Here is a 13,688-nt window from a genome sequence, read left to right as displayed (position 1 = left end):
AATTCGATCATTGCGTCAGTTTTGGGGCAAACTCCTTGGTTTTCATCCGTTCAACAAGGCTTAACTATGACCTCTGAGTCTTCGGTTGATGAGCAGCGATTCCGTAAGCTCCTGAGCCGCAACATCAGTCTGCCACTGGGCGTCGGCGCCATCAGCGCGGTGTTTTTCGTATCACTGATCACCTATTTGCTGTCGACCATCCAGTGGGTCGAGCACACGGACCGGGTGATCAATAACGCCAATGAAGCGGTCAAGCTGACGGTCGATCTGGAAACCGGCATGCGCGGTTTCCTGCTCACCAGTGATGACAAGTTCCTCGAACCCTATGAAACGGCCAAGCCGCGCATCGAGGTCGTGCTCAAGACCCTGCTCGAGCTGACCGCCGACAACCCGGTCCAGACTGACCGCTTGCACAGGCTCGAGTCTCTGCAGCAGGAGTGGGGTGCTTACGCGCAATCGATGATTGAACTGCAGCGTGCCAACGGTGACTACCGCGGGGCGGTCAGGGCCGGCAAAGGCAAGCGCCTGACCGATGAAATCCGCAAGCAGTACGAAGACGTGATCGACATGGAGCAGCAGTTGCGCGCCACGCGCAACGAGGAAGTGCGCCGTACCACGATCTGGAGCATCACCCTTTATCTGTTGTTCATTGCCGCGATCAGCGGCTTGCTGGCGTACATCGGTCGCCGCGACCTGGTCCAGCTGTCGCAGAGCTACGCCGCGACCCTGGAGGCGCAACAGGCCAGTGCCCATCGGCTGGAGCAACAGGCCTGGCTGCGCAACGGTCAGACCCAGTTGGCCGAACAGGTGCTGGGACAACTGTCGCTGAACCTGCTGGGGCGCAACATCCTGCAGTTCTGCGCGCAGTACCTTGGCACTGCCGTGGCGGCCATTTATGTGCGTGAAGAACACGGCGGTCTGCGTCGCGTGGCGTCCTATGGGTTTTCCCGCGAGCAGCAGGAGCGGGAGCAGCAGATCTACAGCGACGAAGGCATTGTCGGCCAGGTCGCGCAACAGGGCCGCCTGATTCGCCTGGACGATGTACCAAGCGACTATTTCAAGGTCAGTTCCGGTCTCGGCGAAGGTTTGCCGCGCAGCGTGCTGGTGGTGCCGACCAGCGACGACGACCGGATCAACGGCGTCATCGAGTTGGGCTTCCTGCGCCCGCTGACCGAGCGTGACATCGATCTGCTGTCGCTCATCGCCGGCAATATCGGTACCTCCATCGAGGCCGCGCGTTATCGCCAGCGCTTGCAGGAGGTGTTGGCCGAGACCCAGCAACTCAACGAAGAATTGCAGGTCCAGCAGGAAGAACTCAAGACCGCCAACGAAGAGCTTGAAGAACAGTCGCGGATACTCAAGGAGTCCCAGGCGCACCTGGAAACCCAGCAGGTCGAGCTGGAGCAAACCAACGAACAGCTCGCCGAACAGGCTCAGGTGCTGGCCGACCAACGCGACGCGATGGACTTGAAAAATACCGAACTCAATCAGGCCCAGGTCCAGCTCGAGGAGCGCGCCGTAGAATTGCAGCGTTCGAGCAAGTACAAGTCCGAATTCCTCGCCAACATGTCCCATGAGCTGCGCACGCCGTTGAACAGCTCGCTGATCCTGGCCAAGCTGCTGGCGGAAAACCCGCAGGAAAACCTCAGTGCCGAACAGGTCAAGTTCGCCGAGTCGATCTACTCGGCCGGCAACGACTTGCTCAACCTGATCAACGACATTCTCGACATTTCCAAGGTCGAAGCCGGCAAACTCGAGATTCGTCCGGAAAACACCAGCGTTGCACGCCTGGTGGACGGTTTGCGCGGGATGTTCCAGCCCTTGGCGGCGGACAAGCAGCTTGAGTTTGCGGTCGAGTTGCAGGACGGTGCGCCTTTGATGATGTACACCGACCGCCAGCGCGTGGAACAGGTCATCAAGAATCTGCTCTCCAACGCCGTGAAGTTCACCGAGCAAGGCCGTGTCAGCCTGACCGTGCGCGCGGCGCCGGACAACGGCATTGCCTTTATCGTCAGCGATTCGGGAATCGGTATTGCCGACGACCAGCATGAAAGCATTTTCGAGGCCTTTCGCCAGGCCGACGGCACCACCAATCGTCGTTACGGCGGCACGGGCCTGGGCCTGTCGATTTCCCGCGACCTGGCCGCGCTGCTCGGCGGCTCGATCAATGTCGCCAGCACGCCGGGGCAGGGCAGTGCGTTCAGCCTGATCCTGCCGCTGCAATACGTCGAACCGGGTGACCAGCCGGTCGAGCCGATGCGCGCCTTGCCGGTTCTCGCGACGACCCCGGTAGCGCCCGCCGCGATAGCGCAGGCAGCGGTCCAGGAGATTGCGCGTTTCGATGATGACCGTCTCAAGGCCCCCTTCGACGTGCGCTGTATCCTGGTGGTGGAGGACGAGCCGAATTTTGCCCACATCCTCTATGACCTCGCCCATGAGCTGGGTTACCAGTGCCTAGTGGCCCATGGCGCCGACGAAGGCTACGACCTGGCCAGGCAATTCGTGCCGGACGCCATCCTGCTGGACATGCGCCTGCCGGACCATTCCGGGCTGACCGTGCTGCAACGCCTGAAGGAGCACGCCGAGACCCGGCATATTCCGGTGCATGTGATTTCCGTCGAAGACCGGGTCGAGGCGGCGATGCACATGGGGGCCATCGGGTATGCGGTCAAGCCGACCACCCGCGAAGAACTCAAGGAAGTGTTCGGGCGCCTGGAAGCCAAGCTGACCCAGAAGGTCAAGCGCATCTTGCTGGTCGAGGACGACGATCTGCAACGCGACAGCATTTCCCGGCTGATCGGCGATGAAGACATAGAGATCACCGCCGTTGGCCTGGCGCAGGATGCCCTGGCACTGCTGCGCACCACCGTGTTCGATTGCATGATCATCGACCTCAAGCTGCCGGACATGCTCGGCAACGACCTGCTCAAGCGCATGTCCACCGAGGACATCTGCTCGTTCCCGCCGGTGATTGTCTATACCGGGCGCAACCTGACCCGGGACGAAGAGGCCGAACTGCGCAAGTATTCGCGCTCGATCATCATCAAGGGCGCGCGCTCCCCCGAGCGCCTGCTGGATGAAGTGACACTTTTTCTGCACAAAGTCGAATCACGGTTGTCCCATGACCGGCAGAGGATGCTCAAGACCGCTCGCAGCCGTGACAGGGTGTTCGAGGGGCGCAAGGTGCTGCTGGTGGACGACGATGTACGCAACATCTTCGCCCTCACCAGTGCACTGGAGCAAAAAGGCGCCGTCGTGGTCATCGGCCGAAATGGTCGTGAAGCGATCGAGCGATTGAATGAATTTGAAGACATCGATCTGGTGTTGATGGACGTGATGATGCCGGAAATGGATGGTTTCGAAGCCACCACCTTGATCCGCAAGGAGCCGCGCTGGCGCAAGCTGCCGATCATCGCGGTGACGGCAAAGGCCATGAAGGACGATCAGGAGCGCTGCCTGCAGGCCGGCGCCAACGATTACCTGGCCAAGCCCATCGACCTCGATCGCCTGTTTTCGCTGATACGCGTGTGGTTACCGAAGATGGAACGCATTTAGTGGAGCGCAATTATTCAGGGGAGCGCAGCAGCGAAATCGAACTGCGCTTGTTGATCGAAGCGATCTACCTCAAGTACAGCTACGATTTTCGCGATTACTCCGGCGCATCGATCAAGCGCCGGGTGGCGCACGCGTTGAGTCAGTTCGAGTGCAACACCATCTCGGCGTTGCAGGAAAAGGTCCTGCACGATCCGACGGCGTTCATGCAGCTGTTGCAACTGTTGACGATTCCGGTCAGTGAGATGTTTCGCGACCCGTCGCACTTCCTGGCCATCCGCCGCGAGGTGGTGCCGCTGCTCAAGACCTACCCGTCGATCAAGATCTGGATCGCCGGGTGCAGCACCGGTGAAGAAGTCTATTCAATGGCCATCCTGCTGCGCGAAGAAGGCCTGCTCGAGCGCACCATCATCTACGCCACTGACATCAATCCGCGTTCGCTGGAAAAAGCCAAACAGGGGATTTTCTCCATGGAGAATGTCCGTGCCTACACTTCCAACTACCAGCAGGCCGGGGGCCAATGCTCCTTCGCCGACTACTACACGGCGGCGTATGGGTACGCGATTTTCGACAAGTCATTGTGCGAAAACGTGACCTTCGCCGATCACAGCCTGGCAACGGACAGTGTGTTCTCAGAAACTCAATTAATTTCATGCCGTAATGTATTGATTTACTTCAATAAAAAACTTCAGGATCGTGCGTTCGGGTTGTTTCATGAGTCGCTGTGCCACCGCGGCTTCCTGGTGCTGGGCAGCAAGGAAACCCCGGATTTTTCGGCCTTCGGCAACCGATTCGAGCCATTGGTCAAACAAGAACGGATCTATCGCAAAACATGAACAACGCAACGGGCTTACCTTCGATAGAAGCGATCGTGATCGGTGCGTCGGCCGGCGGGGTAGAGGCGCTGATGAACCTCCTCGGCCCGCTGCGTGAGGGTTTCGTCTTGCCGATCATCGTGGTCCTGCACCTGCCGGACGAGCGCCGCAGCCACCTGGCGGAAGTCTTCGCCCGGCGTGTGTCGCTGCCGGTCCTGGAAGCCAGGGACAAGACCCCGGTCGAACCCGGAACCCTGTATTTCGCCTCGCCCGGGTATCACTTGTCGGTCGAACATGACCGCAGCTTTTCCCTGAGCCTGGAAGACCGGGTGCATCATTCGCGGCCAGCCATCGATTATCTGTTCGAATCGGCCGCCGATGCCTACGGGCCGACCCTGGCCGCGGTGTTGCTGACCGGCGCCAACCAGGATGGCGCGCAGGGCTTGTCTCAGGTCAAGCAGCGTGGCGGGCTGACCATCGTCCAGGACCCGGACGACGCCCAGGTCGCGACCATGCCCCAGGCGGCGCTGGATATTGTGCAACCCGACCACATACTCACCCTACGCGGCATCGGCCGTTTGCTTGTCGAGCTGGAAAGAATCGCATGCTAAGTAATATTCAGGCCAAACTGCTGATCGTCGACGATCTGCCGGAAAATCTGCTGGCGCTCGAAGCACTGATCGCCCGTGAAGACCGTTTGGTCTATAAGGCGTTGTCCGCCGATGAGGCCTTGTCACTGTTGTTGCAACACGAGTTCGCGATAGCCATCCTCGACGTGCAGATGCCCGGCATGAATGGCTTCGAGCTGGCCGAATTGATGCGCGGCACGGAAAAGACCCGGAACATCCCGATCGTGTTCGTCAGCGCCGCCGGTCGCGAGCTGAACTACGCGTTCAAGGGCTACGAGAGCGGCGCCGTCGATTTCCTGCACAAGCCCCTGGATATCCAGGCGGTCAAGAGCAAGGTCAACGTCTTCGTCGACCTCTACCGCCAGAGCAAGGCCATGAAGCAACAGGTTGAAGCGCTGGAACGCAGCCGCCGCGAGCAGGAAGCGCTGCTTCAGCAGTTGCAGAGTACCCAGCGGGAACTGGAGCAGGCGGTGCGCATGCGCGATGACTTCATGTCCATCGTTGCCCACGAAGTGCGCACGCCGCTCAACGGCCTGATTCTCGAAACCCAGTTGCGCAAGATGCACCTGGCCCGGGACAACGCCGCGGCGTTCACCCTGGACAAGATGCACGCCATGGTCGATCGCGACGAACGGCAGATCAAGAGCCTGATCCGCCTGATCGAAGACATGCTCGATGTGTCACGCATTCGCACCGGCAAGTTGTCGATTCGCCCCACACACTTCGATCTGGCGGCGCTGGCTCGCGGTCTGGTCCAGAATTTTGCCCAGCAGATCGAGGCCGCCGAGGCATCGGTCAGCCTGGAGGCCGAGCAACCGGTGATGGGCGATTGGGATGAATTTCGCATTGAACAGGTGATTTCCAACCTGCTGACCAACGCCTTGCGTTATGGCGCCAAGAGCCCGATCACGCTGAAGGTGTACAGTGAGAACGGTGAGGCACGGGTGGAAGTCCGTGATTGTGGAATCGGCATCAGTGAAGAGAACCAGCAACGGATTTTCCAGCAATTCGAGCGCGTCTCGGCCAACCATGTGGCCGCCGGGCTGGGCCTGGGGTTGTTTATTTCCGAACAGATAGTCACCGCCCATGGCGGTACCATTACCGTCGAAAGCCGGATTGGCGAAGGCGCCCTGTTTCGCGTTTGTCTGCCGCTGTAGGAAAACAGCCAGATAAACGCAACCTCTGATCGACCCCACGGTCGTATCAGCAGCTATTGACCGAACAAAGGCTTCCCATGAGTGAAGATGCACAAGATGTAGTCCTCGTCGTCGAGGACGATCCCTCCATCCTGATGGTGCTATCGGCCTACCTGTCAGGGGAGGGTTACCGGGTCCTGCAGGCCGAAAACGGCGAGCAGGCCTTCGCCATCCTCGCGAGCAAACCGCACCTGGACATGATGATCACCGATTTTCGCCTGCCTGGCGGAATCTCCGGCGTGCAGATCGCCGAGCCCGCGGTGAAACTGCGGCCCGAGCTCAAGGTGATTTTCATCAGCGGCTACGCCCAGGAAATCCGCGACACAGATAGCCCGATCACCCGCAAGGCACCGATTCTGGAGAAGCCCTTCGATCTGGACCGGTTGCAGGAACTGATGCAGGACATGCTCTCCTGATCCTGTGTAGGAGCTGCCGAAGGCTGCGATCTTTTGACTTTGATCTTTCAAAAGCAAGATCAAAAGATCGCAGCCTGCGGCAGCTCCTACCGGGAAGCGGTTGTGTCAGGCGCGAATCATCTCCTGCACCTTGGCGGTCAACAGGTCGAAGGTGAACGGCTTGGTGATCATCTGCATGCCCGGATCGAGGAAACCGCCGCGCACCGCCGCGTGTTCAGCGTAACCGGTAATGAACAGGACCCTCAGGTCCGGCCGCAGCTGCCGACCGATTTCCGCCAATTGCCGACCATTCATGCCGGGCAGGCCGACGTCGCTGATCAACAGGTCGATGCGCTGGGCCGAGTCGAGGATCGGCATCGCGGTGTCGGCATCACAGGCCTCGACAAAGGCATAGCCCAGATCACCCAACACGTTGCTGACCAATAGCCGCACCGCCGGATCGTCCTCGACGATCAGCACCGTCTCACCATTCTGCGCATAGGGAGGATGTTCGATGTCGATCGGGTGGTCCTGGGGCAGGTCCCCGCCAAAACGCGGCAAATACAGGTTCACCGTGGTGCCTTTGCCGACTTCGCTTTGAATGGCGACATGCCCGCCCGATTGCTTGCTGAAGCCATAGATCATCGATAAGCCCAGGCCAGTGCCCTGGCCAATGGGCTTGGTGGTAAAGAACGGGTCGAAGGCTCGGTTGATCGTGTTCTGCGGCATGCCGCAGCCATTGTCGGTGACGCTCAGTACCACGTAGTCGCCCGCCTTGAGGTTACCGTGGGGTTTGGTGAATTCGGCGTCAAGCTTGCGGTTGGAGGTCTGCACCAGCAGTCGTCCACCATCTGGCATGGCATCGCGGGCATTGATGACCAGGTTGAGCAGGGCGCTTTCCAGTTGATTGGGGTCGGCTTCCGCCACCCACAGTTGTTCGCTCAGTTGCATGTCCAGGTGAATGCTTTCGTTGATGCTGCGCTGCAACAGTTCGCCCATGGACACCACCAGGGTGTTCATCTGCACGGGCTTGGAGTCGAGCGACTGGCGCCGGGAAAACGCCAGCAGGCGGTGAGTCAGGCTTGCGGCGCGATTGGCCGACGTCACGCCGAGATCTATCAGGCTGTCCAGATCCTCGGTGCGTCCACGGGCAAGGCGTCGGCGCAGCAATTCCAGGCTGCCGATGATGCCGGTCAGCATATTGTTGAAGTCATGGGCGATGCCGCCGGTGAGTTGGCCGACCGCTTCCATTTTTTGCGACTGGCGCAGGACTTCCTCGTTGTGGCGCAGTTGTGCGGTGCGTTCTTCGACCTGTTGCTCCAGGGTCTCGAGGGTGTTCTGCAGGCGCAGTTCGCTCTGGCTCAAGTCCACCAGCCGGTCCCTGGCTTCATACTGTCGTCGGCGCCCGCGCAGGGCGGCGGCGACCAGGCTGATCAAGGTTTCCGGGTGGAAGGGGCGTTCGAGGTACGTGACGTTCCCCAGGAGCGGGCCAAAGCGTGACGCCGGATTGTGTTCCGGGCCACCGTGGTGGGTCAGCAACACGATCGGCAGATCGGACCAGGCCGGTTGTTGCTCGATAAGCCCGAGCAGCGGCTCGAGGTCGCTGCGCAGCAGGGCTTCGGAAGACATCAGCAACAGGCCGGCGCCTTGCTCGAGTTCGTGGCAGAGTTCCGGCAGGTCGTGGCTGACGACCCCGCCGAAGCCTGCCTCGTTGAGGAGCATCATGGCGATCTGGCTGTCTCGCCCGAGGGGGGCAAGAATGATCGCACGCTCGGACGTCGCGTCATTGACGGTCACGGGCTTTCATCCCCGAGCAGGGGATTACTCGCGCCCAGGTAGGTCGGGACTCCGCGCAACACGCCCTGGAAGGTTTCCAGCGGCTCACCGATGGTCATGCCGCTGCCGCTGATCTTGTATTCGCGGATGGTCGACTCGTGGCTGCCGGTGCGTTTCTTGATGATCGAAATGGCTCGCCGTACCTTGCCCAGGGCCTCGAAATAGCGCAACAGGATGACCGTATCGGCGAGGTAAGTGATGTCCACCGGAGCCTGCATGTCACCGACAAGGCCATGCTGGGCGACCGTCATGAAGGTCGCCGCCCCTTTGCGGTTGAGGTACAGCAGCAATTCGTGCATGTGCAGCACCAAGGCGTTTTCTTCCGGCATCGCCGCTTGATAGCCGTTGATGCTGTCGATCACCACGGTCTTGATGTCACCCTCGTCGACGCAGCGCCGCACCCGGTGGGAAAACTCGCCGGGGGAGAGCTCGGCGGCATCCACTTGCTCGATCAGCAAATTGCCGGTGTCTTGCAGCACTTTCAAGTCGATACCGATGTTCTTCATGCGTGCGAACAGCAGGCCCAGTTCTTCATCGAAGATAAACAGGGCCGCTTTCTCGCCGCGTGCGACGGCAGCGGCGGCGAAAATCATCGAGATCAGCGACTTGCCAGTGCCGGCCGGGCCGAGGATCAGCGTGCTTGAGCCGGTCTCGATGCCTCCACCGAGCAGCGCATCCATTTCGCTGATGCCGCTGGTCAACTGTTGCCTGAGGTAATCCCCCCGGTGCTCGGCGGCCACCAGGCGCGGGAACACGTGGACGCCGTCGCCCATGATGGTGAAGTCGTGATACCCGCCGCGGTATTTCTGGCCGCGATATTTCACCACGCGCACCCGGCGGCGCTCGGCGCCATAGTTGGGCGTCAGCTCTTCGAGGCGAACCACCCCGTGGGCCACGCTGTGCACGGTCTTGTCCAGGGATTCGGTGGTCAGGTCGTCGAGCAGCAGCACCGTAGCCTCGTAGCGCACGAAGTAGTGCTTGATAGCGAGAATCTGCCGGCGGTACCGCAACGAGCTTTGCGCCAGCAGGCGAATCTCGGACAGGCTGTCGAGCACCACGCGGGTCGGCCTGACCCGTTCGACCACTTCAAAAATCTGTTTGGTGGCCTCGCCCAGTTCCAGGTCCGAGGAATACAGCAGCGATTGCTGGTGCTCGGCAGTGAGCAGGCTCTCGGGGGGCGTCAGTTCGAAGATATGGACGTTATCGTCCAGCTCCCAGCCATGGGAGCGCGCACCCTGGCGCAATTCGCGTTCGGTTTCGGACAGGGTGATGTACAACGAGCGCTCGCCGGCCTGGGCGCCGGCTAACAGGAAGTGCAGGGCGACCGTGGTCTTGCCGGTACCGGGTTCTCCCTCAAGCAAAAACACGTGGCCGCGGGACAGTCCGCCGTTGAGGATGTCATCGAGACCATCAATCCCTGTGGCGGCTTTTACGCTGATCAACTCGTTGGATGTAGACAAAAAATGCCCTCTCATGACTAGGGGAAGCGAGGCAGCAGGTAAAGCATAGCGGGCTACCTGTTCACTTGACCTTTGGCGGCAATGAGCGTTCAACTTTTTGTTGGGTGGGATCGCCGCATCGACAGCCGCCCCATCTCTCACGACCCCCCCCGATCCACTGTAGGAGCTGGCTTGCCAGCGATGGAGGTCAACGATGACGCGGCAAGCCTGACGCCCCGCGGTGCTCTCAGGTTTTTCGCGAGCAGGCTCGCTCCTACAGGGTGGGGCATGGCATCAAAGCCCTTGCTGCAACGCCGGATCATCCGGGTTCATCTGTTCCAGCTGCGCCAGCAATATCTGCACGTTCTGCAATTGCCCGCTTTCCTTCCAGTAATTGATCAGCAGCACCCGTGCCCGACGGTCGTTCGGATGCCGCTGGACGATTTCCTGGAGCTGTTTCTGCGCCGCTTCCAGTTCCTGTTCGCCATGCAGCAAGTTGGCCAGGTCGTAGCGGTAATCCCTGTTGTTCGGCTCAAGCTCCACCGCCTTGGACAAACCCAGCAGGGCGAACTCGTTTTGGCCGTGATGGAGCAACCACATGCCCAGCGCATGTTGCAGATAGGCCGAATCGGGTTGGGTTTTCAGTTGTTTGGCCAATAATTGTCGGGCGGCGTCGGACTGGCCCAGTTTGTCCAGGACCTCGATCTGCATCACCAGTGCCGGCAGGTTGTCTGGTGCAAGGCGCAAGGTATGTTCAAGGGCCTGCTGGGCCTCCTTGAACTCGGCATTGTGCAGGTGCAACCGGGCCAGTTGATATTGGTTGTCGGCACTTTCCGGGGCATTTTGCAGAACCATCTGCCAGGCGTCGATGGCCTGCTCCAGCGGGCCGAAATACAGGCCTAGATCATCCGGTGACAAGCCCAACAACGCATTGACGGCAGCGAAACGCACGCTTTGCTCGCTGTCATCGAGCAACGGCCCCAGCAGCAGGCTGCGCTGGCCGCTGGGCACCAGCCCGCTGATGCTCTTGATTGCGGCGATCCGGACCTCGGGCTCCTCATGCTGCAGGTCTGCATCCGCCAGTTTCAGCGCCACGGAGCTTGGGTAGTTGGGCAGTTCGGCATGCAGCCAGACGCGGCGCTTGGGCGAAATGTCCGTGCGGGCCAATTGCTGGTAGAGCACCCGCGCGGCCCCCGGTTGGCCGTTGCGGGCCGCCGTCAGCGCTTCGCTGTAGCCGCGCTTGATCGCTTCGGGCACCACCGGGGCGCTGCTGTGCAGGAGCATCCAGGCAAGACCGACGGCAAACACGACACAGAGGCTGATGAGCAGGTAGCGGCGGGACTGGGGCATGCAGGATCCGGAAGCTGGCAGGCTTTGGCAAAGCTGTCAGCTTCGGTCAGGCACGGCCCGGAGTCAAACCCTGACTGCGATACTCAAACCTGTCCAGACCCCGCCGCTGTGACTACGCTTGCTGGAGTGGACTGGACGGGCGTGCCCATGCAAGCGCTGCTGCAATACTTCAAGGCAATGCTCAAACCCGGGCGCGGCGTGCTGCTGTTCGCCCTGCGAACCATCGCGGCCGGGCTGTTGACCCTGTACCTGGCGTTCGTATTCGACCTCGAGCAGCCCAAGTGGTCGATCATGGCCGTGGTCATCATCAGCCAACCCTTGGCCGGCATGGTGCTGGCCCGCAGTTTCGGCCAGGTCATCGGCACCACCCTGGGGGCGACGGTGGCCGTGGTGATCATGGCGATCTTCCCCCAGGCGCCGCTGCCTTTCCTCATCACCCTGTCTTTGTGGCTGGCGCTGTGCACCGCTGGTGGCACCTTGTTGCGCTATACCAGCTCCCAGGCCTTTGTCCTCAGCGGCTACACGGCGGTGGTCGTGGGACTGCTGGCTGTGCCCGATCAGGACGGCACCTTCCTGCTGGCCGTGACCCGGGTCACCGAGACACTGCTGGCGGTGGCCTGCGTCTGCGTCGTGAGCCTGCTGACCGCGCGCCCGGAGGCGGTGGCCAAGGACTATTTCGACCGGATCGACCAGGTCATCAAGCTGCTGGCGACCCATGCCAGCGCCGTCATCCGTACCGAGGAAAGCGAGGCCGACTTCCACCGCCGGCAAATGCAGCTGCTGGGGCAGATCAGTGCACTGGAGGGGGTACGCCGGCATCTGTACTACGACGCGCCGCGATTGCGCAGTGCCGACGACCTGGTGCAATTGCTCGGCAACCAACTGTTGCTGCTGACCGCCCGACTCACCGCCTTGCGTCACCAGCGCGAGCTGCTGCTGGAGCGCTGGGAAGGCGAGATCCCCAGCGAAATACAGCATTTGCTCAGCGAAGAACTGGTTTTCCTCGATGAACTGGCCCGGCAAGGGCGCGCGCTGCCGGCTGAGCAGCGACGCCAGTTTGCAGTGCTGCAGCAGCGTTTCGATGCGCTGGCCTACCGGTCCGAGCAACTGACCGAGCCTTTGAAGGCGACCTTGCGCTCACTGTCCTGGTCGTTGCGTTGGGAACAGGCGCGAATGCTCGAGCAGCTTGAGACGATTCTGGAACTGAGCGATGTGATCCAGAGTGGACGCAAGGCCAGCAGCGTGTTTCGCGGCCAGGCCAACCCGCTGCACCTGGACTTCACCCTGGCGACGATGAACGCCATCCGCGCCTGGTGCGCACTGATGGTCGCCGGCCTGATCTGGATCGAAACCGGTTGGGATGGGGCTCGGGGCGCGATGGTCGTGACGGGGATCCTGTGCTCGCTGATGGCGACGTTTCCCCGGCCATTGCTGGCTGTTCAGAGCTATGCCCGGGGGCTGGGCCTGGCGCTGGTGGTGTCGGCGGTACTGCAGTTCGCGCTGGTGCCGATGATCAGCAGTTTCGAACTGTTGGCCCTGCTGCTGGTGCCGCTGCTCTATGCCGTCGCGGTGGGGTTGTCCAGCCCGCCAACCACGGGCACGGGGATTGGCCTGGGGTTGACGACTTTCCTGTTGCTGGGCCCTGCAAACACCGGCCTGGGGCAAAACACCGCGATCCAGTGGTTCGAGTTTGCCGGTGCCTACACCTGCGCCGCCGCGTTGGCATTGAGTGTCTATGCCTTGATCTTCCCGTTCCGGCCGATCCTGCGCCTGCGACGGTTGCATCAGGAGAATTGCGAGCAGGTCAATGCGCTGTTGAAATCCCCGGCCACCGATAAAAACCAGTTCGCCTTCGAGAGTCGCATCGTCGACCGTCTGACCACGATGCTGGGCCTGTTGCCGGCCATCCAGGACAAGCCAACGAAGGATCTGTTCGAAGTCAGTCTCGGTTGCATGGCGTTGGGCATCGCCTTGAACCAGCTCCGGCAGCAAGGGCAGGGTAACGCACTGCTGAGTGCCGAGACACAGGGTCGACTGTCCGCCACCGTGCGCGAAACCGGTCGGTTGGTCGCTGGGCGGCCCGGTATCGAAGTGGATCGTGTGCTCGACAGCCTCCACGGCTTGGGCGATGAACTGGACGCGCTGCACTGCAGCGTCCATGAACAGCTTTGGTCAGTGTTTCGCATGCGCGTGGCACTGTTGATCGTGGTGTCGTTCCTGCAGCGCCACCGTGCTCACTTTGAACCTGAACCCTCGCCAGGAGTACCTGAACTTGCCCATTGATGTGGAAATAGGCGGGGTCTACCTGCCGCCGATCGCCCAGGCGTTATTGCTGGGACTGCCGATTTTCCTGGTGCTGGACTGGCTGCTGCGGCGCCTCGGCGTATTACAGTTTGTCTGGCATGAAGCCTTGTTCGAAGGCGCGTTGTACGCCTGCGTGTGCGCGACGCTGATCCTGGTGATGGGAGCCTGATGC

10 protein-coding genes are annotated in these 13,688 nt (G+C 61.1%); 7 read left to right on the top strand and 3 right to left on the bottom strand.

What is annotated here, in order from left to right; all coding sequences use genetic code 11:
- The first annotated feature begins 66 nt into the window (after nucleotides 1-66).
- From ACYP2Q_RS03690 to ACYP2Q_RS03670, 5 genes are all read left to right on the top strand, one after another.
- A complete protein-coding gene (locus ACYP2Q_RS03690) occupies nucleotides 67-3,555 on the top strand; it encodes a response regulator (RefSeq protein WP_459729241.1) in 3,489 nt (1,162 codons plus the stop codon).
- Nucleotides 3,555-4,388, top strand: a complete 834-nt coding sequence (locus ACYP2Q_RS03685) for a CheR family methyltransferase (RefSeq protein WP_459729240.1) — start codon at nucleotides 3,555-3,557, stop codon at nucleotides 4,386-4,388. Before ACYP2Q_RS03690 ends, ACYP2Q_RS03685 begins: the two co-directional genes overlap by 1 nt.
- Nucleotides 4,385-4,978 (top strand): chemotaxis protein CheB, encoded by a 594-nt coding sequence (locus tag ACYP2Q_RS03680; RefSeq protein WP_459729239.1) that lies wholly within the window; start codon nucleotides 4,385-4,387, stop codon nucleotides 4,976-4,978. Before ACYP2Q_RS03685 ends, ACYP2Q_RS03680 begins: the two co-directional genes overlap by 4 nt.
- Nucleotides 4,972-6,153, top strand: a complete 1,182-nt coding sequence (locus ACYP2Q_RS03675) for a hybrid sensor histidine kinase/response regulator (protein ID WP_459729237.1) — start codon at nucleotides 4,972-4,974, stop codon at nucleotides 6,151-6,153. The genes ACYP2Q_RS03680 and ACYP2Q_RS03675 overlap by 7 nt, the downstream gene beginning before the upstream one ends.
- Nucleotides 6,154-6,230: 77 nt before the next feature.
- Nucleotides 6,231-6,608 (top strand): response regulator, encoded by a 378-nt coding sequence (locus ACYP2Q_RS03670; protein ID WP_459729236.1) that lies wholly within the window; start codon nucleotides 6,231-6,233, stop codon nucleotides 6,606-6,608.
- A 105-nt stretch (nucleotides 6,609-6,713) separates the two neighbouring features.
- On the opposite strand, the gene ACYP2Q_RS03665 is transcribed toward ACYP2Q_RS03670, so the two are convergent.
- The 3 genes from ACYP2Q_RS03665 to ACYP2Q_RS03655 form a co-directional block, all read right to left on the bottom strand.
- Nucleotides 6,714-8,384, bottom strand: coding sequence for an ATP-binding protein (locus tag ACYP2Q_RS03665; RefSeq protein ID WP_459729235.1), 1,671 nt, complete (start codon nucleotides 8,382-8,384; stop codon nucleotides 6,714-6,716).
- Nucleotides 8,381-9,883, bottom strand: a complete 1,503-nt coding sequence (locus ACYP2Q_RS03660; protein ID WP_459729234.1) for an ATPase domain-containing protein — start codon at nucleotides 9,881-9,883, stop codon at nucleotides 8,381-8,383. Before ACYP2Q_RS03660 ends, ACYP2Q_RS03665 begins: the two co-directional genes overlap by 4 nt.
- 273 nt (nucleotides 9,884-10,156) lie before the next feature.
- A complete protein-coding gene (locus ACYP2Q_RS03655; RefSeq protein WP_459729233.1) occupies nucleotides 10,157-11,212 on the bottom strand; it encodes a tetratricopeptide repeat protein in 1,056 nt (351 codons plus the stop codon).
- Nucleotides 11,213-11,359: 147 nt separating this feature from the next.
- On the opposite strand from ACYP2Q_RS03655, the gene ACYP2Q_RS03650 reads away from it, so the two are divergent.
- Complete coding sequence (locus ACYP2Q_RS03650) at nucleotides 11,360-13,495, top strand: FUSC family protein (protein ID WP_459729232.1); 2,136 nt, start codon at nucleotides 11,360-11,362, stop codon at nucleotides 13,493-13,495.
- The gene (locus ACYP2Q_RS03645) at nucleotides 13,485-13,685 is read left to right on the top strand and encodes a DUF1656 domain-containing protein (RefSeq protein WP_274075808.1); all 201 of its coding nucleotides are present in this window, start codon (nucleotides 13,485-13,487) and stop codon (nucleotides 13,683-13,685) included. The genes ACYP2Q_RS03650 and ACYP2Q_RS03645 overlap by 11 nt, the downstream gene beginning before the upstream one ends.
- The last annotated feature ends 3 nt before the right edge of the window (nucleotides 13,686-13,688 follow it).

Source organism: Pseudomonas sp. MHK4 (assembly GCF_054600775.1).
Note: the sequence above shows the minus strand (reverse complement) of the source record. Positions and strands in the feature narration are given on the sequence as shown.

Coding starts and splice junctions, on each gene's coding strand:
- ACYP2Q_RS03690 (WP_459729241.1), top strand. CDS start 67: ATGACCTCTGAGTCTTCGGTTGATGAGCAGCGATTCCGTAAGCTCCTG.
- ACYP2Q_RS03680 (WP_459729239.1), top strand. CDS start 4,385: ATGAACAACGCAACGGGCTTACCTTCGATAGAAGCGATCGTGATCGGT.
- ACYP2Q_RS03675 (WP_459729237.1), top strand. CDS start 4,972: ATGCTAAGTAATATTCAGGCCAAACTGCTGATCGTCGACGATCTGCCG.
- ACYP2Q_RS03670 (WP_459729236.1), top strand. CDS start 6,231: ATGAGTGAAGATGCACAAGATGTAGTCCTCGTCGTCGAGGACGATCCC.
- ACYP2Q_RS03655 (WP_459729233.1), bottom strand. CDS start 11,212: ATGCCCCAGTCCCGCCGCTACCTGCTCATCAGCCTCTGTGTCGTGTTT.
- ACYP2Q_RS03650 (WP_459729232.1), top strand. CDS start 11,360: ATGCAAGCGCTGCTGCAATACTTCAAGGCAATGCTCAAACCCGGGCGC.